At 76.9% G+C, this 22,424-nt stretch carries 21 protein-coding genes and 1 tRNA gene; 7 read left to right on the forward strand and 15 right to left on the reverse strand.

From position 1 onward, the window contains the following. Nucleotides 1-176 precede the first annotated feature (176 nt). Complete coding sequence (locus ACI78V_RS12720; protein WP_456851270.1) at nucleotides 177-1,352, reverse strand: ABC transporter substrate-binding protein; 1,176 nt, start codon at nucleotides 1,350-1,352, stop codon at nucleotides 177-179. A gap of 333 nt (nucleotides 1,353-1,685) precedes the next feature. Between ACI78V_RS12720 and ACI78V_RS12725 the strand changes: the two genes are divergently transcribed. Genes ACI78V_RS12725 through ACI78V_RS12735 form a run of 3 tightly spaced genes read left to right on the forward strand, consistent with a single transcriptional unit; the run spans nucleotide 1,686 to nucleotide 5,007 of the window. After that, nucleotides 1,686-2,654, forward strand: a complete 969-nt coding sequence (locus ACI78V_RS12725) for a putative selenate ABC transporter substrate-binding protein (RefSeq protein ID WP_456851271.1) — start codon at nucleotides 1,686-1,688, stop codon at nucleotides 2,652-2,654. 53 nt (nucleotides 2,655-2,707) lie between these two features. Continuing rightward, a complete protein-coding gene (locus ACI78V_RS12730; RefSeq protein WP_456851409.1) occupies nucleotides 2,708-3,397 on the forward strand; it encodes a phosphonate ABC transporter ATP-binding protein in 690 nt (229 codons plus the stop codon). Continuing rightward, nucleotides 3,394-5,007: a PhnE/PtxC family ABC transporter permease gene (locus ACI78V_RS12735; RefSeq protein ID WP_456851272.1), complete on the forward strand. Its 1,614-nt coding sequence runs from the start codon at nucleotides 3,394-3,396 to the stop codon at nucleotides 5,005-5,007. Before ACI78V_RS12730 ends, ACI78V_RS12735 begins: the two co-directional genes overlap by 4 nt. 72 nt (nucleotides 5,008-5,079) lie before the next feature. On the opposite strand, the gene ACI78V_RS12740 is transcribed toward ACI78V_RS12735, so the two are convergent. The 3 genes from ACI78V_RS12740 to hrcA form a co-directional block, all read right to left on the reverse strand. After that, a complete protein-coding gene (locus ACI78V_RS12740) occupies nucleotides 5,080-5,844 on the reverse strand; it encodes a 16S rRNA (uracil(1498)-N(3))-methyltransferase (protein ID WP_456851273.1) in 765 nt (254 codons plus the stop codon). 73 nt (nucleotides 5,845-5,917) lie between these two features. Next, nucleotides 5,918-7,048, reverse strand: a complete 1,131-nt coding sequence (gene dnaJ, locus ACI78V_RS12745) for a molecular chaperone DnaJ (RefSeq protein ID WP_456851274.1) — start codon at nucleotides 7,046-7,048, stop codon at nucleotides 5,918-5,920. A gap of 15 nt (nucleotides 7,049-7,063) precedes the next feature. After that, nucleotides 7,064-8,086, reverse strand: a complete 1,023-nt coding sequence (gene hrcA / locus ACI78V_RS12750; RefSeq protein ID WP_456851275.1) for a heat-inducible transcriptional repressor HrcA — start codon at nucleotides 8,084-8,086, stop codon at nucleotides 7,064-7,066. Between the two features lie 272 nt (nucleotides 8,087-8,358). On the opposite strand from hrcA, the gene ACI78V_RS12755 reads away from it, so the two are divergent. Then, nucleotides 8,359-8,730: a type II toxin-antitoxin system VapB family antitoxin gene (locus ACI78V_RS12755; protein ID WP_456851411.1), complete on the forward strand. Its 372-nt coding sequence runs from the start codon at nucleotides 8,359-8,361 to the stop codon at nucleotides 8,728-8,730. 96 nt (nucleotides 8,731-8,826) lie between these two features. Here the strand turns inward: ACI78V_RS12755 and ACI78V_RS12760 are convergent, their stop codons facing one another. The 11 genes from ACI78V_RS12760 to ACI78V_RS12810 all read right to left on the reverse strand — a co-directional run bounded on the left by ACI78V_RS12760 (nucleotide 8,827) and on the right by ACI78V_RS12810 (nucleotide 19,879). Beyond that, the gene (locus ACI78V_RS12760) at nucleotides 8,827-9,432 is read right to left on the reverse strand and encodes a response regulator (protein WP_456851276.1); all 606 of its coding nucleotides are present in this window, start codon (nucleotides 9,430-9,432) and stop codon (nucleotides 8,827-8,829) included. Continuing rightward, the gene (locus ACI78V_RS12765) at nucleotides 9,429-10,538 is read right to left on the reverse strand and encodes a sensor histidine kinase (RefSeq protein WP_456851277.1); all 1,110 of its coding nucleotides are present in this window, start codon (nucleotides 10,536-10,538) and stop codon (nucleotides 9,429-9,431) included. The genes ACI78V_RS12760 and ACI78V_RS12765 overlap by 4 nt, the downstream gene beginning before the upstream one ends. Nucleotides 10,539-10,557: 19 nt before the next feature. Further along, nucleotides 10,558-11,304, reverse strand: coding sequence for an ABC transporter permease (locus ACI78V_RS12770; RefSeq protein ID WP_456851278.1), 747 nt, complete (start codon nucleotides 11,302-11,304; stop codon nucleotides 10,558-10,560). Beyond that, entirely contained in the window at nucleotides 11,301-12,212 is a 912-nt protein-coding gene (locus ACI78V_RS12775; protein WP_456851279.1) for an ABC transporter ATP-binding protein, read from the reverse strand. The genes ACI78V_RS12770 and ACI78V_RS12775 overlap by 4 nt, the downstream gene beginning before the upstream one ends. 89 nt (nucleotides 12,213-12,301) lie before the next feature. Further along, nucleotides 12,302-13,564 carry an NAD(P)/FAD-dependent oxidoreductase gene (locus ACI78V_RS12780; RefSeq protein WP_456851280.1) on the reverse strand — a complete coding sequence of 421 codons (1,263 nt, stop codon included), beginning with the start codon at nucleotides 13,562-13,564 and terminating at the stop codon, nucleotides 12,302-12,304. A gap of 124 nt (nucleotides 13,565-13,688) precedes the next feature. After that, on the reverse strand, nucleotides 13,689-14,015 hold the full coding sequence (locus ACI78V_RS12785) for a TraR/DksA family transcriptional regulator (RefSeq protein WP_456851281.1): 327 nt from the start codon (nucleotides 14,013-14,015) through the stop codon (nucleotides 13,689-13,691). 342 nt (nucleotides 14,016-14,357) lie between these two features. Then, the gene (hemW, locus tag ACI78V_RS12790; protein ID WP_456851282.1) at nucleotides 14,358-15,578 is read right to left on the reverse strand and encodes a radical SAM family heme chaperone HemW; all 1,221 of its coding nucleotides are present in this window, start codon (nucleotides 15,576-15,578) and stop codon (nucleotides 14,358-14,360) included. Between the two features lie 189 nt (nucleotides 15,579-15,767). Continuing rightward, nucleotides 15,768-16,550, reverse strand: a complete 783-nt coding sequence (locus tag ACI78V_RS12795) for a DUF899 family protein (RefSeq protein WP_456851283.1) — start codon at nucleotides 16,548-16,550, stop codon at nucleotides 15,768-15,770. Between the two features lie 118 nt (nucleotides 16,551-16,668). Continuing rightward, nucleotides 16,669-18,426 (reverse strand): selenocysteine-specific translation elongation factor, encoded by a 1,758-nt coding sequence (gene selB / locus ACI78V_RS12800; protein ID WP_456851284.1) that lies wholly within the window; start codon nucleotides 18,424-18,426, stop codon nucleotides 16,669-16,671. Between the two features lie 5 nt (nucleotides 18,427-18,431). Then, entirely contained in the window at nucleotides 18,432-19,742 is a 1,311-nt protein-coding gene (selA, locus tag ACI78V_RS12805) for an L-seryl-tRNA(Sec) selenium transferase (protein ID WP_456851285.1), read from the reverse strand. 41 nt (nucleotides 19,743-19,783) lie between these two features. Next, nucleotides 19,784-19,879 (reverse strand) — tRNA-OTHER (locus tag ACI78V_RS12810). A 71-nt stretch (nucleotides 19,880-19,950) separates the two neighbouring features. Here ACI78V_RS12810 and ACI78V_RS12815 point away from each other — a divergent pair. From ACI78V_RS12815 to ACI78V_RS12825, 3 genes are all read left to right on the forward strand, one after another. Continuing rightward, nucleotides 19,951-20,529, forward strand: coding sequence for a helix-turn-helix transcriptional regulator (locus ACI78V_RS12815; RefSeq protein ID WP_456851286.1), 579 nt, complete (start codon nucleotides 19,951-19,953; stop codon nucleotides 20,527-20,529). Between the two features lie 9 nt (nucleotides 20,530-20,538). Beyond that, a complete protein-coding gene (gene selD, locus ACI78V_RS12820; protein ID WP_456851287.1) occupies nucleotides 20,539-21,546 on the forward strand; it encodes a selenide, water dikinase SelD in 1,008 nt (335 codons plus the stop codon). A gap of 167 nt (nucleotides 21,547-21,713) precedes the next feature. Next, entirely contained in the window at nucleotides 21,714-22,310 is a 597-nt protein-coding gene (locus tag ACI78V_RS12825) for a hypothetical protein (protein ID WP_456851288.1), read from the forward strand. Nucleotides 22,311-22,424: the final 114 nt, after the last annotated feature.

Genomic DNA, 22,424 nt, shown 5'->3' on the forward strand with positions numbered 1-22,424 from the left:
GCCCAACGGCGCTTTGAACCAGCCGTAGAAGTGGCCTTTGCGGAGGTGCTCCACCGCCCGCCGTTTGGGGGCGTGCGGGGGGGCCGGGGGGGCCCGGGCCCCGGCGCGGGGACCCGGTGGGCCGGGCCCCCGCGCGGGAGTTGCCGGGTGCTCCCGGCGGCGTCACCCCGCCGTGGTCACTGCAGGACGGCGAACGCGCCGTCCCTGACCACCTGCACGACCGCCGGGTGGACGGCGTCGCGGTTCTCGTCGATGGAGAACTCCCCGAGCACGGTCGGGACGTTCTCGAGCTGCCCGAGCGCCTCCTTGAGGCTCTCCCGATCGGCCGCGCAGTCGGCGCGGACGGCGTGGTCGACGAGCATCAGGCCGGCGAAGGCCTGCGCGGCGAACTGGTCGGGCTGGGTGCCGTACTCCGCCTCGAAGGCCTCGAGGAAGGCGGTGTTCTCGGGGTTCTCCGACGCGGAGTTCCACGCCGCACCGACGACGACGCCCTCGGCCGCCTGGCCGGCGTCGGCCATCAGCCGCGGGTTGTTGAACCCGTTGCCGCCGATGATCGGCACGTCGATGCCCATCTCCCGGGCCTGGGTCACCAGCGGGACCGCGGCCTCGATCAGCGCGGAGACGACCAGGGCGTCGGGGTTGCTGCCCTGCGCCTGGGTCAGGAGGGCGCGGAAGTCGGTGTCGGACTTGGAGAAGGTGATCGTCTCGGCGACCTCGACGCCCTCGTCCTCCAGCGCGGCCGCGAACGCCTCGTAGCCGGACTCGGTGAACGCGTCGTCGTTGCTGTACATCACGACCACGTTCTGCAGCCCGAACTCCTCGGTGGCCGTGGCGATGGTCTGCGGTATGACGGCCTGCTCGGTGAGCGAGTTCCGGAAGATGTAGTCGCCGATCTCGGTGACGCCCGCCGCGGTGTTGGAAATGCCCAGCACCGGGACCCCGGCGTCCTGGGCGATCGGGTCGGCCTGCACCGCGGTGTTGGACAGCGTCGGCCCGATGATCAGGCTCACGTCGTCGGACACGAACTGGTCGAAGAGGGTGATGCCCTGGCGCGGGTCGGTCTGGTCGTCCTCGATCCGCAGGTCGTAGGTGACCCCGCCCTTCTCGGCCAGCTGGCCGGCGGCCAGTTCCAGGCCGCGCTGCTGCGACTCGCCGTAGCTGGCCGCGGCACCGGTCAGGCTGAGCACGGCCCCGATGGGCACCTCGCCCTCGATGGTGCAGGAGTCGCCGCTGCCCTCCCCGGCGAGCTCGCCGGAGGCGGCGGAGCCGCCGCCCTCCTCGCCGGAGCCGCAGGAGGCGAGGACGACGACCGCCGCGGTCGCGACGGCGGCGGTGCTGAGCTTGGCGCGCATGTCTCTCCCCTCGTCGTGCACGACGACCGCCCCGGGACGCGGGTCCCGGGTCGAGCACTGCCGGCGGCGGCTGTCCCGTCCGCCCGGCGGCACGGTCGTCGTGTGCCGACCGGTGCCGGTCGGCGCGTTGCCGGCATCACAGTAGGCACGCACCGGGACCGACTTCCCGCTGGACCCGGCCACCGTGCCCGGAACGTGACCCGACGGCGCGGTCCACGGTCGGGGGACCGCAGAGCCACGGGTGCCCCACCGCCGGCCGGTGCAGGATGAGGAGCCCGTCCCCCGTCCCCGGAGGTGCCCCGTGCCCGTCCCCTCCCCCTGCTCGAGGACGTAGTGAGCACCCGTCGCGCCGCCCGGTCGGGTGTCCTCGAGTCCCAGTCCCCCCTCCCTGCGCTCTCCCGCCGCGCCCTGCTGGCCGGCGTCGGCACCGCCCTCGCCGCCGCGGTTCCCGGCTGCGGCCGCTCCTCCCCCGTCGCGGCGTCCGCCACCGGCGCCGCGGGCCCCCTGCGCATCGGCGCCATCCCCGACCAGGACCCCGAGGTCCTCCAGCGCCTCCACGGCACCGTCGCCGACTCCGTGTCGGCCGCCCTCGACCTGGACGTCGAGTACCGCCCGGTCACCGACTACGGCGCCGCCGTCTCGCTGTTCCGCACCGGCGACCTCGACCTGGTCTGGTTCGGCGGGCTCACCGGGGTCCAGGCCCGCCTGCAGACCCCCGGCGCCGAGCCGGTCACCCAGCGCGACATCGACGAGCGTTTCACCTCGGTGTTCGTCGTGAACGCCGCGGCCGGGCCGGCGCCGTCCGACGACCTCGCCGCCCTCGCGCCGCTGCGCTTCACCTACGGCAGCCAGACCTCCACCTCCGGCCGGCTCATGCCCGCGCACTTCCTGCGCGAGGCCGGCGTCGACCCGCAGGGCTTCCCCGGTGGGCCGGGCTTCTCCGGCTCGCACGACGCCACCCTCGAGCTCGTCGCGTCGGGCAGCTACCAGGCCGGCGTGCTCAACGCGCAGGTCTGGAGGGCGCGGTCGGAGGAGGGCGCCGTCGACCCGGCGGTCCTGCTCTACACCGAGACACCGCCGTACCACGACTACCACTGGCTGCTCGGCCCGCGCGCCGCGCAACGGGTGGGCGTCGACGACCTGCGGGACCGGCTGGTCGACCACTTCACCGGGCTGTCGGCCGACGACCCCGCCGACGCCGCGGTGCTGGAGCTGTTCGGCGCGGGCTCGTTCGTGCCCACCGAGGCGGCCCACTACGACCGGATCGAGGAGATCGGCCGCGACCTGGGGCTGATCGCCTGACCGCGGTCCTGCGGCTCTCCGGCGTCGAGGTCCGGTACGGCGGGACGGCGGCGCTGGCCGGGGTCGACCTCACGGTCGGCCCCGGCGAGCGGGTCGCCCTCGTCGGCGCCTCGGGTGCGGGGAAGTCGACGCTGCTGGGGCTGGCCAACGGGTCGGTGGCGCCGACGGCCGGGACGGTGCGGGTGCTGGACGTCGACCCGTCCGCGCCCGCCGGCCGCGCGGGGCGACGGGTGCGCGCCCGGATCGGCACCGTGCACCAGCACCTGGAGCTGGTGGGCTCGCTGCGCGTGGTGCACAACGTGAACGCCGGGCGGCTGGGGGCCTGGCCGGCCGCCCGCGCGGCGTGGTCGCTGCTGCGGCCGCAGGGTGTCCCGGACGTGGTGGCCGCGCTGGACCGGGTGGGCCTCGCCGACCGCGTCTTCGAGCGCACCGACCGCCTGTCCGGCGGACAGCGGCAGCGGGTGGCGATCGCCCGCCTGCTCGTCCAGCGGCCCGACCTCGTGCTCGCCGACGAGCCGGCGTCCGCCCTCGACCCGGTGCTGGCCGACCACGCCCTGGCGCTGCTGGGCGAGCTGGCCCGGCAGCGCGGCGGCGCGCTGGTCGCCGCGCTGCACGACCCCGGGCTGGTGCTGCGGCACTGCGACCGCGTCGTCGGGCTGGCCGGGGGGCGGGTGGTGCTGGACCGGCCCGCGGCCGCGCTCTCGCCCGCCGACCTGGCCGACCTCTACGGGGCGCCGGCATGACCACCCTGGTCGACCGGCCGGTGCGGCCACCGGTCCCCCGGCTCCGGCGGGACCCTCGCCGCTGGGCCTGGGCGCTGGGCTCGGCGGCGGTCCTGCTGTGGTCGCTGGCCGGGGCCGGGCTGTTCAGCGGCGAGGTGCTCAACCCCGGTGGGACCGCACAGTTCGCCCGCTTCGCGGCGGCGGTGCTCTCCCCCGCGCTGGACGCGGAGTTCCTCGGCCTCCTGGCGTCGTCGGTGTGGGTCACCGTCGCCTACGCCGCGCTGGGCACCGCGCTGGCGCTGGTCCTCGGCGCGGTGGGCGCGGCGCTGGTCTCCCGCACCACCTGGGGACGGCGCCGGCTGGGCTGGGCGCTGTCCCGCGGCGCGCTCGCCGTCCCCCGCGGCCTGCACGAGGCGGTGTGGGGACTGCTGCTGGTCAACGTGCTCGGCCTGGACCCGTGGGTCGGCATCCTGGCGATCGGCGTGCCCTCCGGCGCGGTCACCGCCAAGGTCTTCGCCGACCTGGTGGACGAGGTGCCGCGCGGCGCCCACTCCGCCCTGCTGGCCGCCGGTGCCGGCCGGGCGTCGGCGGCGCTGTACGGGCTGCTGCCGCCGGCCGCGGGCGGGCTGCTCTCGTACTCCGCCTACCGGCTGGAGTGCGCGGTGCGCTCCGCCGTCGTCCTCGGCATGGTCGGCGCCGGCGGGCTCGGCTACCAGCTGTCGCTGTCGTTCGCCTCGCTGCGGTGGGAGCAGGTGTGGTCGTGCGTCTACGCGCTGGCGGTGCTGTGCCTGGCCGCCGACGTCGCCGGGCGGGCGGTGCGCCGCCGGCTCGCCGCGCCGCCGTCCGGCCCGCGGCGGGACCCCGTGCTCACCGGGGCGGTCGCCGGAACGCTGCTGCTGGTGGCGTGGTCGTGGTGGTACCTGGCGGTGTCCCCGGCGACGCTGGTGTCGGCGCGCACCGGGGAGCAGCTGGCCCACGTCCTGGGTGCGGCCTGGCCGGCGTCGACCGACGGCGAGCTGCTCGGCGCCGTCGCCGCGCTGGCCGTGGACACCGTGCAGATGTCCGTGGTCGCCATCGCCGTGGCCACGCTCGGCGCGGTGCTGCTGGCGGGGGTGGCGGCCCGCCCGGCGGGTCGGCCCTCCCCGGTGCGGCGGGGGTCGGGCGCGCTCGTGCGGGTGGCGCTGCTGCTCCTGCGGGCCGTGCCGCCGCCGGTGTGGGCGCTGGTGCTGCTGTTCGTGCTGCTCCCCGGGGTGCTGCCCGGCGCGCTGGCCCTGGGCGTCTACACCCTCGGCGTCCTGGGCCGGCTGGCCGCGGAGGCCACCGAGGAGCTGGACCCGAGGCCGCGGGCGGCACTGGCGGCGCTGGGAGCCCGGCCGGTCGGCGGCTGGCTGTACGGGGTGCTGCCGGGCGCCGCGGGCCCGGTGCTGGCCTACGCGCTGTACCGGTGGGAGGTCGTCATCCGTGACACCGTGCTGGTCGGCCTGCTGGGGGCCGGCGGGCTCGGTGCGCTGCTGGCCTCGGAGATCGCCACGTTCGACTGGGCCGCGGTCACCACGGTGCTCGCCGCGGTCGTCGTCCTGACCTTCGTGGTCGACCTGGTGGGCGACCGCGCACGCCGCGCCCTGCGCTGACGCGGCCGGCTCGGCGCCGGCGGGGGACGGCTCCTGTTGGCGGGGTCGTCCGACAGGACGACGGTGTCGCCCTCACGCCCAGCGGGTGCGGGCCGACAGGGCGGCCAGGGCGGCGGCGCCCGCGGTGGAGGTGCGCAGCACCTCGGGGCCGAGCCGCACCGGCCGGGCGCCGGCGGCGCTGAGCGCGACCACCTCGCCGTCGGTGAGCCCGCCCTCGGGGCCGACGACCACCGCGATCGTGCCCTCCGCGGGCAGGTCGACCCGCGACAGCGGGTGCCGGGCCTGCTCGTGCAGGACCAGCGCCACGTCGACGTCGGCCAGGGCGCCGCACACCTGCCGGGTGCTCATGAGGTCGGTGACCTCGGGCACGCGGGGACGGCGGGACTGCTTGCTCGCCGCCCGGGCCGCGGCCCGCCACTTCGCCACGCCCTTGGCGGCACGGTCCTCACGCCAGCGGGTGACGCAGCGCGACGCCGCCCAGGGAACGATCCGGTCGACGCCGAGCTCGGTGGCCAGCTCGACGGCCAGCGGCCCGCGCTCGCCCTTGGGCAGGGCCTGCACCAGGACCAGCTCGAGCGCCGGAGGCGGCACCTCGTGGCGTGCGGAGACCCGCACCCGCAGGCCCTGGGGCCCGGCGGCGGCGACCTGCCCGTCGACGACGGTGCCGCGGCCGTCGCCGACCCGCACCGACTCCCCCGGGGTCATCCGCAGGACGTCGACCGCGTGCCGGCCCTCGGCGCCGTCGACCAGGAGCTCCTCGGCGTCGGGGAGCTCGTCGAGCAGGAACAGGGGACTGCCGTCCAGCTCGGGTACCCGGTCGTCGGTCGCCACGGTCACCCGGTCTCCTCGCCGGCGCTCGGCGTCCTCGTGCCGGGAGGTGCTGTGCCGATCCGTGCGCTCGCGAGCACCCTCACTTGAGGGCGTCCCGCAGCTTGGAGAACAGCCCGCCCTGCCCCTCGGAGGACGACGCCGGCCGGTCCTCGCCGCGCAGGGCCGCGAGCTCGCGCAGCAGCTTCTCCTGCTCGGCGTCCAGGCGGGTCGGCGTCTCCACCTCGACGTGCACCAGGAGGTCGCCGCGCCCGGTGGCGCGCAGCCGCGGCGCGCCCTTGGCGCGCAGGGTGAGGACGCTGCCCGACTGCGTGCCGGGCCGGATGTCGACCTCCTCCGTGCCGTCGAGGGTCTCCAGCGTGAGGGTCGTGCCCAGCGCGGCGGCGGTCATGGGCAGGGTGACCCGGCAGTGCAGGTCCTCCCCGTCGCGGGTGAAGACCGGGTGCGGCCGCTCGACGATCTCGACGTACAGGTCGCCGGCCGGCCCGCCGCCGGGACCGACCTCGCCGTGGCCGGTGAGCCGGATCCGCATGCCGTCCTCGACGCCGGCCGGGACCTTGACCGGGATGGTGCGCCGCGCGCGGACCCGGCCGTCGCCGCCGCACTTCGGGCACGGCTCGGGGATGACCTGGCCGGTGCCGGCACAGGTGGGGCAGGTGCGGCTGGAGACGACCTGGCCGAGGAAGGAGCGCTGCACGCTCTGCACCTCGCCGCGACCCGAACAGGTGGTGCAGGTCCTCGGGTGCGTGCCGGGCGCGGTGCCCGCACCGGTGCAGGCGTCACACAGGACGGCGGTGTCGACGGTGATGTCCTCGGTGGTGCCGAACACCGTCTCGTCGAGGTCGAGCTCGACCCGGATCAGCGCGTCGCCGCCGGCGCGGACGCGGCTGCGCGGGCCGCGCGCGGCGCCCCCGCCGCCGAAGAAGGCGTCCATGATGTCGCCGAGCCCGCCGAAGCCGGCCCCGCCGAACGGGTTGCCGCCCGCGCCGGCGCCGTTGTCGAAGGGGTCGCCGCCGAGGTCGACGATCCGGCGCTTCTCCGGGTCGGTCAGCGCCTGGTAGGCCCTGCTGACCTCCTGGAAACGCTCCTTGGCCCCCGGGTCCGGGTTGACGTCGGGGTGGAGGTCCCGGGCCAGCCGCCGGTAGGCCTTCTTGATGTCGGAGTCGGTGGCCCCGCGGGACAGCCCCAGGACGCCGTAGTAGTCGGTTGCCATCGAGAAGTCTCAGCCTCAGCTCTCGGCCAGGATCTGGCCGACGTAGCGGGCCACGGCACGGACCGCGGCCATGTTCGTTGGGTAGTCCATCCGGGTGGGGCCGACGATGCCCAGGCCACCGAGCGCGCGGTCGGCCGAGCCGTAGCCGACCGACACCACCGACGCCCCGGTGAGCGCCTCGTGCGCGTTCTCCTCGCCGATGCGCACGAGCACCGCGCCGCCGGTGTCCACCTCACTGATCAACCGCAGGACGACGACCTGTTCTTCCAGCGCCTCCAGGAGCGGTCGCAGGCTGCCGGGGAAGTCGACCGCGGCACGGGCCAGGTTCGCCGTCCCGCCGATCACCAGGCGGTCCTCCCCCGGCTCCACCAGCGTCTCGACCAGCGCCGCGCTGACCGAGGCGACCAGTGGGCGCAGGTTCGGCGGCGCGGTGTCCAGGAGGTCGGGCACCTTGCTGCCGGCGTCGGCCAGCTTCGCCCCGCTGAAGGCGGAGTTCAGCAGCGCCCGCAGCCCGGCGACGTCCTCGTGCGCGACGTCCACCGGGCACTCGATCAGCCGCTGCTCGACCCGGCCGGTGTCGGTGATCAGCACCAGCAGCAGCCGTGACCCGGCCACCTGCACCACCTCGAGGTGGCGCACCGCGCTGCGCGACAGCGTCGGGTACTGGACGACGGCCACCTGGTGGGTCAGCTGCGCGAGCAGCCGCACCGTCCGGCTGAGGACGTCGTGCAGGTCGAGGGCCCCGTCGAGGAAGCGCTCGATCGCCCGCCGCTCGGCCACCGACAGCGGCTTGACCGCCGAGAGCCGGTCGACGAACAGCCGGTAGCCCTTGTCGGTGGGCACCCGGCCGGCACTCGTGTGCGGCTGGGTGATGTAGCCCTGCTCCTCGAGCACCGCCATGTCGTTGCGGATGGTGGCCGGCGAGACACCGAGGTCGTGCCGCTCGGCGAGGGCCTTGCTGCCCACCGGGTCGTTGGTGGAGACGTAGTCCTGGACGATGGCCCGCAGCACCTGCAGGCGGCGTTCGTCGTGCGCCACGGTGACACCTCCCCGTACCGGTCGACGCGTCGTGCGACACCCTCGCGGAGGCGCTCCGGGCGCCCCCGGCACCTGACACTCGGACGGCTGGCACTCGCACGCACGGAGTGCCAGACCAGCATACGTGAAGGACCCCGTCCTCCTCACCGCTCGCACGCTCGCGGCGAGCCTCTGGACGGGGCCACCCGGGACGGGCCGGCGTTCGGGGCCGATAGGCTGGGCGGCGGTCCGGCGTCCGCGCCGGCGCGCGCAGAGCGGAGGTCGGTGCACTGATCTTCAAAGCGGTCCGGAACGGACGGCCCTATCCCGACCACGGCCTGTCGACGCGGGACTGGGCGATGATCCCGCCCCGGCAGATCCGGCTCGACACCCTGGTGACGACCAAGAGCGAGCTGGCGCTGGACACCCTGCTCGCCGACGACTCCACGTTCTACGGCGACCTGTTCCCCCACGCCGTCCAGTGGCAGGGCGAGCTCTACCTCGAGGACGGGCTGCACCGGGCACTGCGGGCGGCCCTGCAGCAGCGCAACGTCATCCACGTGCGCGTGCTCGACCTCGACGCGCTGATCCCGACGCCGACCACCGGCCCCGACACCGCCGCGATGCAGATCCAGCCGCCGGTCCCCGACCGCCCGCGGGACTGAACCAGGACTCCTCTTCCCCTCGCGAGCCCGGCGCGGGCCCCTGGAGGGTGGCCGTGCCAGTCGCTGCCGAGCTCGCGGCGGGCAAGGGGGCCTCCCTCAGAGCCAGCCCTTGTCCTCCGCGACCCGGGCGGCCTCCACCCGGGTGCGGGCGCCGGTCTTGCCGATCGCCGAGGACAGGTAGTTGCGCACCGTCCCCTCGGAGAGGAACAGCCGGCGGGCGATGTCGGCGACGGTCGCGCCGTCGGCAGCCGCGCGGAGGACGTCGGCCTCGCGCGCCGACAGCGGCGTCGCGCCCAGTGCCAGCGCGGCGGCGGCCAGGTCCCGGTCGATGACCCGCTCCCCCGCCACCACCGCGCGGATGGCCCGGGCCAGCTCGGCGACGGGGGCGTCCTTGACGAGGAACCCCGCGGCGCCGACCTCCATGGCCCGCCGCAGGAACCCGGGCCGCCCGAAGGTGGTCAGGACGACCGCCCGGCAGCCCGGCACCGCGTCGGCCAGCGCCCGGGCCGCCTCGATGCCGTCACAGCCGGGCATCTCGATGTCCAGCAGCGCGACGTCCGGCCGGTGCTCGCGGGCGGCGTCCACCACCAGGTCGCCGCGGCCGACCTCGGCCACGACCTCGATGTCGTCCTCCAGCTCCAGCAGCGCCCGCAGCGCCCCGCGCACCATCGTCTGGTCCTCGGCGATGAGCACCCGGATCACGCCGCCCCCACCCGTGCCGCGGCCGACACGTGCGCGGCCAGCCGGAAGCCGCCCCCGGGCGCGGCACCGGTCGCCAGCCGCCCGCCGAGCCCGGCCAACCGCTCCTCCAGCCCGGCCAGGCCGGCGCCGCCCTCGGCGCCCCCCTCCCCGGGGCCGCGGCCGTCGTCGGTCACCGTCAGGGCGACGTCCCCGTCGGCGATCGCGAGCTCCACGGTCACCGCGCGCGCGCCGCTGTGCCGCAGCACGTTCGTGGTCGCCTCGCGGACCACCCAGCCGAGGACGGCGTCCACCGGCCCGGGCAGCGGCGGCGTCCCCGACGGTGCCCTGAGGGCGATGCCCGCGGCCGACAGCGCGGCGCGAGCCTCGGCGAGGGCGAGGGACAGGCCGACCTGGCGGTACCCGCTGACCGCCTCGCGCACCTCGGCCAGCGCCCGCCGGGCGGTGCTCTCGACGTCGGCCATCTCCGCGCGCGCCCGCGCGGGGTCGCGCTCGGCCAGCCGGCCGGCCAGCTCGCTCTTGAGCGCGATCAGCGACAGGCTGTGGCCGAGCAGGTCGTGCAGGTCCCGGGCGAAGCGCAGCCGCTCCTCGGCGACGGCGGACCGCGCCAGCTCGTCCCGGGCCTCCAGCAGCTCGGCGTTGACCGAGACCAGGTAACGGGTGCCCCGCAGCGCGAACGCGGTCAGCACGCAGATGACCGGCAGGATGAACAGCTCGCCGAGCATGTCGTGGGCGGCGTTCACCGACGCGCACACCGCCGCCGCCCCACCGATCGCCGGCCACACGAACCGCTCGGGCAGCGCGGCCGCCGAGGCAGCGGACACGTAGATCATCAGCCCCGACCAGGCCGGCCCCAGCCAGACCGCCAGGCCCATCCCGAGGACGGCGACGACGAGCAGTTCCCGCCACGGCCAGGAGGACTCCCGACGGCCGAACATCCGGCTGAACACGACGAGGTAGGCGACGGTGAAGGCGAGCAGCCCCGCGGCCGCCACCACCCGCACGGCGGCCGGGCGCGGGGTGGAGAACAGGTCGGCCAGCGGGAAGACCTGGAACAGCAGCCAGGGCACCGCCCAGCCGATCCGCTGCCAGCGGGTGCGCGGGTCCACGGAGGCGACGCTAACCCGCTCAGCCGGCCACGGCGTGCAGCGGACGACGTCGCGCGACCGCCGCCGCCAGGACCGCGGAGGCGGCGGTGAACCCGGCCACCGCCAGCACGGTCGTGGTCGACGGCACCCCCTCGGCCACGACGTCACGGCCCAGCTGGGCGTACCAGTACGAGGGCAGCGTGTGCGCCAGCGCGCTCAGCGACTCCGGGAAGGCCTGCACCGGCACCCACAGCCCGCCGAGCGCGGCCAGCACCACGCCGAGGATCCCGACCGCGCCGCCCGCGGCCTTCTCGTCCAGGCTGTAGCCGACGAGCAGGCCCAGCGCGACGAACGCCCCGGAGCCCAGCCAGAGGACGGCTACCAGCCCCACCCAGGTGGGCACCGCCAGCTCGACGCCGTTGACCAGCCCGCCGGCGAGCGCGACGACGAGCAGGCTCGGCAGGGTCAGCAGCATCCCGACGGCCACGTCCACGCCCACCACCGACGCCGTGGGGACCGGCGTGATCCGCAGCTGCCGCAGCCACCCCGACGCCCGGTCGAACGAGACCCGGATGGTCGCGGCGAGGGCCGCGCCCAGCGCCCCGTAGGCCATCATCGAGACCAGGTAGGTGGTCGCGTACGCCTGGTACTCGGCCGTGCTGCCGGCCCGGCCGCCGAGGACCTCGGTGAAGAAGACGGTGAACAGCGCGGGCAGCAGCACGGTGAAGAAGAGGAACTGCCGGTTGCGGCCGACGCGGCGCAGCTGGAAGGCCAACAGGGTGCTCATCGGTCGGCTCCGATCGGGGTCGTGGTGGGGCGGGCACCGGTGAGGGACAGGACGGCCTCCTCGAGGCTCGCGCCGCGGACCTCCAGGTCGGGCAGTCGCCGGCCGCCGGCCAGCAGGGCGAACAGCGTGGCCTCGACGTCGTCGGTGGTGAGGCAGACGCGGTCGCCCCGACGGGCCACCGCGGTGACCCCGGGCAGGCCGTCGAGGCGGGTGCCGGCCGGCGGTGTGAAGGCCACCGTGCGGCCGGTGGTGCCGGCCTTGACCTCGGCGGCGGTGCCGTCGGCGACGACCCGCCCGCCGGCGACCACGACCACGCGGTCGGCGACGGCGTCGGCCTCCTCGAGGTGGTGGGTGGCGAAGACGACGGTGGTGCCGCGCGCGGCCAGCCCGCGCATCGTCGTCCAGAAGGCGCGGCGGGCCTGGACGTCCATGGCGGAGGTGGGCTCGTCCAGCAGCAGCAGCGGCGGCTGCCCGGCCAGCGCCAGGGCGAGCAGCACCCGCTGGCGCTGCCCGCCGGAGAGCGCGTCGACCGACCGGTCGAGCAGCCCGTCGATGCCCGCGGTGACGGCGAGGTCGGGCAGCGGCCAGGAGCGGGGGTAGCTGCGCCGTACCAGGCCGAGCACCTCGCCGACGCGGGTCTCCCCGGGCAGCCCGCCGTGCTGCAGCATCGCGCCGACGCAGCCGGCCCGGACGGCCGCCGCGGGCGGGCGGCCGAGCACGCGGACGGTCCCGGTCGAGGGCACCAGCCCCAGGACGGCGTTGACGACCGTGGACTTCCCGGCGCCGTTGGGGCCGAGCAGCGCGACGGTCTCCCCCGCGCGCAGCTGCAGGTCCAGGCCCGAGACGGCGGTGGTCCCCCCGTAGCGGACGGTCAGGTCCCGGATGTCGAGGGCGGTCTCTCCTGGCACGCGGACCAGCCTCGCGGGACCCGCGCCCGGCCAGTAGTGCGGGACGTCGGGACCCCGGCCTGACATCTGTCAGGCCGGGGTCCCGCCGCTCAGCGCAGCGGGTCGAACGGTGCCAGCTCCACCGGCGCCTCGCCCTTGAGCACCGTCTGCGCGAGCAGCATCCCGGTGAGCGGGCCGAGCGCGATGCCCCACATGCCGTGCCCGCCGGCCACGAAGACCCGCGACGAGGCGGTGCGCCCGAGCAGCGGCAGACCGTCGGCCGTGCACGGCCGCGAGCCCACCCACTCGCTGCGGCGGTCGTCGAGGTGGACGCCGCGCAGGAAGGGCCGGACGGCGTCGGCGACGGCGGTGATGCGGCGGGGGTCCAGCGGGTCGCCCGGACGACGGAACTCCATCATCCCGGCCACCCGCAGCCGGCTGCCCAGCGGCGTGCAGGCCACCCGCTGCTGCGGGAAGTACAGCGGGCCGGCCGGCATGCGCTCGACGGGGACGCTGAAGCTGTACCCGCGCCCGGCCTGCACCGGGTGCCGGACGCCGAACCGGGCGGCCAGCTCGGGCAGCCAGGCGCCGGTCGCCACGACCACCGCGTCGTGCCGCCGGCCCCCGTCCGGGCTCGCCACGGTGACCCCGCCCGGCTCCTCGCGGAGGTCGGACACCGGCACGCCCTCGTGGACCACGCCGCCGCGCGCCCGCACCGACTGCGCCAGCGACCGGACGTACTCCGGCGGGTGCAGGTACCGCTGGCCGTAGACCTGGACCGCCGCGCCCACCGCGTCACTGAGCACCGGTTCGGCGGCGCGGGACCGCAACCCCGGCAGGGGGCCGAAGACCACGTCGGGCCGACCGGCGTCCCGGATGGCCTGCAGCTCGGCGACCAGCGCCGCGGCGTCGCGCTCCCGGCGGAAGCAGGCGAGGAAGGGGGCGGCGCGGTGGGTGGGTGCGGTGACCCCGCCGGCACCGAGGACGTCGAAGGCCTCCAGCGCCCGCTCGCTGAGCGGGACGTAGGCGCCCATCCCCCGTCGCCAGCTCCGGCCGGTGCTGTGCCGGACGAAGGCGGTGAGGAACCGCAGGAGCGACCGGTCCGCGCGCAGCGGCAGGTAGACCGGCGAGCGCGGGCTCAGCACCGCCCGCAGGCCGTACCGGAGGACCGCCGGCTCCGGCAGCGGGGCGATCAGGCTGGGCGTGAGCCAGCCGGCGTTGCCCCACGAGGCGCCGGCGGCGACCCGGTCGCGCTCGTAGACCGTGACCTCGGCACCGCTCTCCTGCAGGAACCACGCGGTGGCCAGGCCGACCATCCCGGCGCCGACGACGGCCACGGAGCGCGGGGCGCCACCGGACGGGTGGGACGACATGCGGATCTCCTCTCCCGTGGCCGCGCCACGAGATCGGTCCACCCGGGCAGCCCTCGGCACCGGCCGGCGCGGTGGCGCCCGGCCGGGAGGTGCCCGGACGGAGGGCTGTGCGGGAGGGGCGGCGTCAGCGGCGCTGGGAGCAGGCGACGCACCCGGTGGCGAAGGGCCGCAGCTCCAGTCGCTCCTCGGGGATGTCGGTGCCGCAGTGCACGCACCGGCCGTAGGTGCCGGCCGCGATGCGGGCCAGCGCGGCGTCGATGTCCTCGATGGTCCGCAGCAGGCTGGCGGCCCGGCTCACGGCGACGTCGTCGGGCAGGGACTGCACGGTGTCGGCGAGCGCGCGCTCCCGCTCCTGGACGCACTCGGCGCGCTGCGACTCCAGGCGCAGCCGGAAGTGCTCCCACGGCGAGCCGCCGGTGGCGGGGACGGGGGCGGGCATGGTGCTGGTCATGGCGGGGACTCCTCTGGCAACACGGGGGACGCGATCACCGGGAGGTGCGCGTCAGGACGGGCGGTTGCGACTCCGGGACGGAGTCAGGAGGAGTGCGGCGGGGCCCTGTCCTGGCTGCGGCGGAGGACGTCGAGGCCCCTGAGCCCGCGGGCCCGGCGGTTCATCGCAAGGGCCAGCAGCATGCCGCCGGAGAGCTGCACCGGCGGGACGGCGGGTCGGAGACGGACCCGGGGACCGAGAGCGTGCGGGGACGTGCGTGTGACCACTGCTGACCACCCCCCAGGACCGATCCGGCGCCGTTGCCGGAACGGGCACCATAGCCCGTGGGGAGGACGAGCGGAACTAGTCCGTCAGTTCCCGGACCACCGCGTCGGCGAGCAGCCGCCCGCGGTCGGTGAGCACGGCGCGGCCACCGGCGTGCGCGGCGGGGTCGAGCAGCCCCCGGGCGACGGCGTCGGCGGCCCGGGCCCGGCCGGTGTCCGACAGCGCGGTCAGCGCCAGCCCCTCGCGCAGGCGCAGGCCCAGCATGATCGTCTCCAGCGCGCGGTCGTCGTCGTCCAGGAGCTCGGAGTCCTGCGCCGGGCTCTCCCCGCGCAGCAGCCGGCCGGCGTGGGCCGCCGGGTGCTTGACGTTCCACCAGCGCAGTCCGCCGACGTGGCTGTGCGCGCCGGGGCCCACGCCCCACCAGTTGGCGTTGGCCCAGTACAGCTCGTTGTGCCGGCAGCGGGCGGCCTCGCCGGTCGCCCAGTTGGACACCTCGTACCAGTCGAACCCGGCTCCACGGAGGGTGGCGTCGGCCTGCTCGTAGCGGTCGGCCAGGACGTCGTCGTCGGGCATCGGCAGCTCGCCGCGGCCGATCCGCCGGGCCAGCCGGGTGCCCTCCTCGACGATCAGCGCGTAGGCGCTCACGTGGTCGACGGGGGCGGCGAGGACCGCGGCCAGCGACGCGGCCCAGTCGGCGTCGGTCTCCCCCGGCGTGCCGTAGATGAGGTCGAGGTTGACGTGCTCGAAGCCCGCCGCCCGCGCCTCCCGCGCCGCCTCGACGGCGCGGCCGGGCGTGTGCCGGCGGTCGAGGACGGCCAGCACGTGCTCCGCGGCGGACTGCATGCCCAGGCTGATCCGGGTGAAGCCGGCCTCCCGCAGGCGGGCCAGGCTGCCCGGCGTCACCGTCTCCGGGTTGGCCTCGGTGGTCACCTCGACGTCGTCGGCGACGGGGAACAGCTCCCGGACGGCGGCCAGGACGGCGGCGAGGTCGTCGGCCGCCAGCAGCGTGGGGGTGCCACCGCCGACGAAGACCGTGGAGACCGTCGGCAGGTCCGGGCCGAGGGTCCCGGCGGCCAGGCGCAGCTCGGCGATCGCGGTGCCGGCGTACTCGGCGCGGCTGGCGCCGGGGCCCAGCTCGTCGGCGGTGTAGGTGTTGAAGTCGCAGTAGCCGCAGCGGGTCGCGCAGAACGGCACGTGCACGTAGAGCCCGAACGGCGTGGTGGCCAGGCCCTCGCGGGCGCGGTCGGGGAGGTGCCACGGGCGCGGGGGCGTCTCCAGCAGCGGCAGGACGGTGTTCATCTGCACCCAGTGTGCCGCGCCCCCGCCACCTCCCGGCAGGCGCAGGACGGGACGTCGGACGGCGCCGTCCGGGCTCGCCCCGCCGCTGCCCCGCACGGACCCTGCGCGCACGACCGTGCCCGACGACCGTGAGCGCCACCGCCGGCTGCCCGACCCGGTCCGCCTCGAGGAGGCGGTCGAGCCCGCGCGTCAGTGGTGGTGGCCGCGCCGGCCGAGGGCCTGCACCGGGGTCGCGCCGGGGCGGGTCCACTGCGGCACGGGCCGGCTGGTCGGGCCCCAGGTGGCGTTCCCCTCCGCGTCCGAGCGCCAGTACCAGCAGGGGCTGCGGCCCTCGGGCCGCCCCTCGGGGTGGTCCTCCCACGCCTCGCCGCGGCCGTGGGGCGTCCGGTCGAGCAGGCCGAAGGAGCCGGCGACCGGCTCGTTGCCACGGCCGGTCGTGGAGTAGGTGAGGAACGCGCGGTCGCCGTCGCGCAGGAAGCTGGTGAGGTACCCCATCTCCCCGCCGACCGGCTCCGCCACGTCGCGCACGGAGTACCAGGGCTGGGTGTAGCCCATGAACTCGACGTAGGCGGCCACCTCGTCCCACCGGCCGGTGGTGAGGACGGCGAAGGAGACGCCTCGGGCGTCGAGGTACACGGTGTCCCGCAGCTGCCAGGTCGTCATGGTGCAGCCCTCGCACTGCCCCTGGTGCGGCGCGCCGTCGTACCACATGTGCTTGTAGACCACGAGCTCCTCACGACCCTGGAACAGGGCCAGGAACGGGACCGGGCCGTCGGGGCCGACGACCTCCACCGTCCCGTCGAACTCCACCATCGGCAGCCGGCGGCGGTCCGCGGCGAGGGCGTCGCCCGCGCGGGTGTGCGCCTTCTCGCGGACCAGGAGCTCGTTCCGGGCGGCCTGCCAGGTGGCCAGGTCGACCACGGGCGGGCGGCCGGGAAGTGCGGTGGAGTGGGGATCCGGCGGCGTCGTCATGGTGTCCTCCGTGGGCTCTCGCGCCGGGCAGCGTCGTCCGACGTCCCGCGACGGTCACCGGAGGAGACCCGCCACCCGGCCGGAACTCATCGGGGCAGGGGTGTCCCCGGCCGAGGGCTCACCCGGCCGCCGGACGCAGCCGGCGGGTGTTGTCCGGCAGCCGCTCGGTCACCCCGCGGGCGTCGAGCCACTCCATGAGCGGGACGGCGACCCGGCGGGTGGTGCCCCACGCCGAGCGTGCCCGGCTCAGGGTGAACGGCGCCGGCACGCCCTCCAGCCGGGCGCGCGCCACCTCCGCCACACCGGGGGCCAGGTAGACGCCGTCGGCGATCCGGACCAGCTGCCCGTCCCGGACCGCCGCGGCCAGCTCCCGCGGCCCCAGCCCGGCGGCGGCGAGGTCGGGGGCCTCCGGCGCGGCGAAGGGGTCGGCGGCCAGCCGGGCCCGGACGGCGTCGACCGCCTGCTGCACCCGTGGCGGCAGCGCGGCCGCGGCGACCGCCACCCGCCCGTCCCGCAGCGTCAGCGGCGGGCGCACCAGGGCCGGCACCAGGTCGTCGTCGGGCAGCTCCAGCGCCCGTCGGACGACGCCCACCGGCGGCCCCGGCTCCAGCGGCCGCAGCTGCCGGTACCGGCCCACCACGCCGGGCACGGCGGCGGCCAGCTCGTCGACCAGGCCGGGCGCGAGCAGCCACGGGCCGACCGTCGTGGCGCCCTCCGGCACCGGCCAGCCCATCGCGGTGAAGTCGGCCGTGCGCACCACGCGGCGGCGGGCCAGGTCGGCGGCGGCACCGGCCCCACCGGTCGGCTGGGCGGTCAGCTCCGCGGCCCGCCGGCGGGCCGCGCCCCGGCGGCGCAGCTCCGGCGGGTCGACGTCACGGACGTCGGCGCCCAGCACCCGGCGGGCACCGGGGTCACGCAGCAGCAGCCGGTCGCCGATCCGCAGCGGCAGCGGGCCGGCCAGCCGCAGCCGCAGCGCCGCGCCATCCAGCGGACGCACCCGCGCGCCGACCGCGGCGGAGCCGACGTGCACGACCACCTCGACCGGCAGCCGGTCGGGCCGCTCGGCGTCCAGCGTGACGTCGAGGTCGACGGTGGAGCGGAACGCGTCCGGCGTGAGCAGCGCGTCACCCCGCGCGACCTCCTCCACCGCGACGCCGCGCAGGTTGAGCGCGACCCGCGCGGTCGCCTCCGCCCGCTCCACCGGCTGCCCGAGGGACTGCACCCCCCGGATCCCGACCTCCCGGTCACCCAGCCGCAGGCGGTCGCCCGCCGCGACGGTGCCGGCGGCGAGGGTGCCGGTCACCACGGTGCCGGCGCCCCTGATCGGGAAGGCGCGGTCGATCCACAGCCGCACGGGAGCGCCGCGGTCCGGCGCGGGCAGGCCCGCCAGGAGGTCCTCCAGCGCCGTGGCGACCTCGGGCACCCCGGTGCCGGTGGCGGCGCTGACCGCCACCCCGGGCACCCCGCCGAGCGACGTCCCGGCCAGCCGCTCCCGGACGTCGGCCAGCACCGGCCCGGGGTCGGCGAGGTCGGCCTTGGTCACCGCGAGCAGCGCGTGCCGGACCCCGAGCGCGTCGAGGACGGCGACGTGCTCGGCGGTCTGCGCCGACCAGCCGTCGTCGGCCGCCACCACCACGAGGGCCGCGGGCACCGACCCGACGCCGGCCAGCATGTTGCCGATGAACCGCTCGTGGCCCGGCACGTCGACGACCGCGAGGCGGCGGCCGGAGGCCAGTGTCGTCCAGGCGAAGCCGAGGTCGATGGTCAGCCCGCGGCGGCGTTCCTCCTCCCACCGGTCGGGCTCCATGCCGGTGAGCGCGCGGACCAGCGTGGACTTGCCGTGGTCCACGTGCCCGGCGGTGGCGATGACGTCCATGCCGGTCACCCCCCGCACCCCGCGGCCGCCAGCACCGCGGCGGCCAGGGCGCCGTCGGCGGCGGGCGGCAGGCTGCGCAGGTCGAGCACCGTGCGGTCGCCGGCCACGTAGCCGACGACCGGCGGCGTCCCGGCGCGCAGCGGCTCGGCCAGGCCGTCGGGGAGGGAGACCGCGGCGCTGGGCAGCGGGTGCTCCGGGGCGCCGCCGCCGCCGACGCGGGCCTGGGAGTCGACGGCGCGCGCGTCGAGCCCGGCGGCGGCCAGCCGGGCGGCGAGCGCCTCGGCCCGGCGGCGCAGGGAGGCGACGTCGGCGGCGAGCATCTGCTGCACCGGCGGCAGCGGGCCGCGGAGGGTGGCCTCCAGCCCGGCGAGGGTCGTCTTGTCGACCCGCAGGGCGCGGTAGAGCGGGTGCCGGCGCAGCCGCTGCACCAGGACCGCCCGGCCGAGCACCAGCCCGGCCTGCGGGCCGCCGAGCAGCTTGTCGCCGCTGGCCAGCACGAGGTCGGCGCCGTCGGCGAGGGTGGTCTGCAGGTCCGGCTCGTCGGGCAGCGCGGGGTGTGGACGCAGCAGCCCCGAGCCGACGTCGGCGACCAGCGGGGTGCTGCTGCCCGACAGCGCGACCGCGAGCTCGGCGACCGGCACCGACCGGGTGAACCCGCGGACGACGAAGTTGGACGGGTGCACCTTGAGCACGGCGCCGGTCCCCTCGCCGACGGCGTCGCGGTAGTCGTCGAGGGTCACCCGGTTGGTGGTCCCGACCTCGCGCAGGCGGGCGCCGGTGGCGGTGAGCAGCTCGGGGATGCGGAAGCCGTCGCCGATCTCCACCAGCTCGCCGCGGGCGATGACCAGCTCCCCGCCGAGCGCGGTGGCCACCAGCGCAAGGGCCGCGGCACAGTTGTTGACCACGAGCGCCGCCTCCGCGGCCGGCACCGCCTCGAGCAGCGCGGCGAGGGTCGCCTCCCCCCGGGGACCGCGGCGGCCGGTGGTCAGGTCCAGCTCGACGTCGGTGGTGCCGCTCGCGGCGGCGATCGCCTCGACCGCGGCCGGTGACAACGGCGACCGGCCGAGGTTGGTGTGCACGAGCACCCCGGTCGCGTTGAGGACCGGGCGCAGGCTGCCCACCGTCGCCGGCAGGTCCTCCAGGACCGCCGCGACGGCCTCCGCGGGCGCCAGGGCCCCCGCACGGACGCGTTGCTGCACCTGCTGGACGGCGGCCTTGACCAGCCCGCGCCCCAGCCGCTCGGTGGCGGCCGCCAGGTGCGGGTCGGCGAGCAGGGTGTCGGTGCGCGGCACCTGCCGCCGCGGGTCGGCGCTCATCGACTGCGGAGCGTAGGCGCCGACCCGCGGGTCGGGGACGGTGGCGGAGGCGGACGGGAATCGAACCCGCCTGACCGAGCTGCTCGGCCACGTCGGCTTTAGAGGCCGCGGGGGCCACCAGGCGCCCTGACGCCTCCGCCGGGCAGCTTACGTGCCGGGTCGGTGCAAGGGCCCGGAACTGTCGGACCCCGCTGCCAGCATCCGGTCCGTGAAGCGCACCGAGACCCGCTCCACTCCGCTGCCACCGGTGGCCCTCACCCCGGAGGAGGCCGCGGCCGTCGCGGCCGCGCTCGCCGCCCGGCCCGACGGTCCCTACGCCGCCGCCGGCCGGACGGCGCTGGAGAAGGTCCTCGACGCCCTCGAGCCCGATCCGCGCCGGCGCGCCCGGCTGGCCGCGTCGACGCGGTGGGTGAGCGCCGACGCCCACCGCGCCGCCGGGGTCCGGTCGGCCGTCGAGCAGGCGCTGGCCCGGCGGCGGCTGCTGGTCCTCCGCTACCGCGACGGCGAGGGGGTGGTCGCGCGGCGAGCGGTGGAGCCGCAGCTGCTGGCCCGGAGCGGCCGGCACTGGTTCCTCGTCGCCTGGTGCCGGGAGCGGCAGGCGCTGCGCTGGTTCCGGGAGGACCGCATCGAGGGTGTCGAGCCCACGGCGGAGACCACGGTCCGCCGCGACCTGACCGGCCTGGGCGCCCCACCCGCCGACGCCCACCCGGCGGGCCGGAGGCTGCGCAGCACACCCGCGGCGACGGCGCCGCCCCGGCTGAGGGTGCTGCCCGGCGGGCGGGCCTAGATTCGGGGCGTGACCACCGCTGCGACCCGTGTCCGGCTCACCCAGTACGCCCACGGCGGCGGCTGCGCCTGCAAGATCCCGCCCGGCGAGCTCGAGGAGGTCGTCGCGGGCCTGACCGCCGCCGGGCCGGTCGACCCGGCCGCCGAGCTCGTCGTCGGGCTGGACGACGGGGACGACGCGGCGGTGGTGCGGATCGCGGGCGGCCAGGGCCTGGTCCTCACCACCGACTTCTTCACCCCGGTCGTCGACGACGCGTACACCTTCGGCCGGATCGCCGCGGCCAACGCGCTCTCCGACGTCTACGCGATGGGCGGCACCCCCGTCGTCGCGGTCAACCTGCTCGGCTGGCCGCGCGACGTGCTGCCCGCCGAGCTCGCCGCCGAGGTGCTCCGCGGCGGGCTGGAGGTCGCCCAGGAGGCCGGCTGCCACGTCGGTGGCGGCCACTCCATCGACGACCCCGAGCCCAAGTACGGGATGGCGGTGACCGGCGTGGTCGACGTCGACCGGCTGATCACCAACTCCGGCGCCGTCGCCGGGACGCCGCTGTCGCTGACCAAGCCGCTGGGCGTGGGCGTGCTCAACAGCCGGATGAAGGCGACCGGCGAGGTGTCGGAGGAGGCGGTGGCCTCGATGACCGCGCTCAACCGGGACGCCGGGCGGGCCGCGGTCGCCGCGGGCATCCGGGCCGGCACCGACGTCACCGGCTTCGGCCTGCTCGGACACCTGTACAAGATGGCGCGGGCCAGCGGGGTGACCGCGGTGGTCGACGCCGCCGCCGTCCCCTACCTGACCGGGGCCCGCGGGGCGCTGGCCGACGGCTTCGTCTCCGGCGGCACCCGCCGCAACCTCGACTGGGTGCGCCCGCACACCGATCTGTCCGCGGTGTCCGAGGACGAGGCGCTGCTGCTGGCCGACGCGCAGACCTCCGGTGGGCTGCTGCTGGGCGGGGAGGTCCCGGGCGCCCCGGTCATCGGCGAGTTCGTGCCCCGGGGCGAGTACGCCGTCGTCGTCCGTTAGCCGCGGGGCACCCGAGGTCCGCCGGCGTGTCCCGGGGGACACACCGCCGCGACGTGTCCCGCGCGGGCCCTCCGTACCGGGGGCCCTCCCCGGAGCGGCCGGCCGGTGGGACGCTCCGCGCCCGTGACGCGCCAGTGCGCCGCGGAGGACGGTGAGGGGGAACGGCGATGAGGAGCACGGGGACGGGTCGGGTGCTGACCGTCGGCGTCGTGGTGACGGCGCTGGCCTGGGTCGGCACGGGCACGGCCGCGGCCACCCCGCACGCGGGCCCCGGCGTCACCGTGACCAACGACGACTACGCGCTGGCCGCGTTGTCCTCGGCGGAGGTGCCCGACCTCGCGGTTTTCCTCGACGTCTTTGCCTCCGCGGACCGGGAGCCGTTCGCCGACCTCGAGGTCTTCGCGGCGGGGTACGAGTGCGTCACCGGTGCGGAGGACGCCGTCCCCGCGACCATGGAGACGCTCGAGTCCGCCTCCGCGACGGGCACCCTGCCGCTGGACTGCGCCTCGCCCACCGGCGACCCGGTCACCGGTGAGGCCGTCGTCCAGGACGTCGGCTGGGACGGCGAGGGGTCGCTGCTGCCCCCCGAGGTCATCCCCCCGGGACCCGGCGTGCGCTGCCTCCTGTTCGTCCTGACCCGCGAGGCCACCGTCACCGGGACCGTCCGGGTGACCATCCCGGGGCTGGGGATCGACGCGGACGCCACCGGCGACCGCGGGCAGCTGCGGCACGTGAGGGGGATCTGCCCACCCGAGCGGCCATGACGTGGACAGGGGCACGCCCCTGCCCAGCCCGGGACGGCACCTGGAGGGGATCGAGCCGGGCGGGGGCCCGACGGGCCCTCCGAGGCGGAGTCGTCCGGAGGACGACGATGCAAT

Source organism: Geodermatophilus sp. SYSU D00742 (assembly GCF_054049935.1).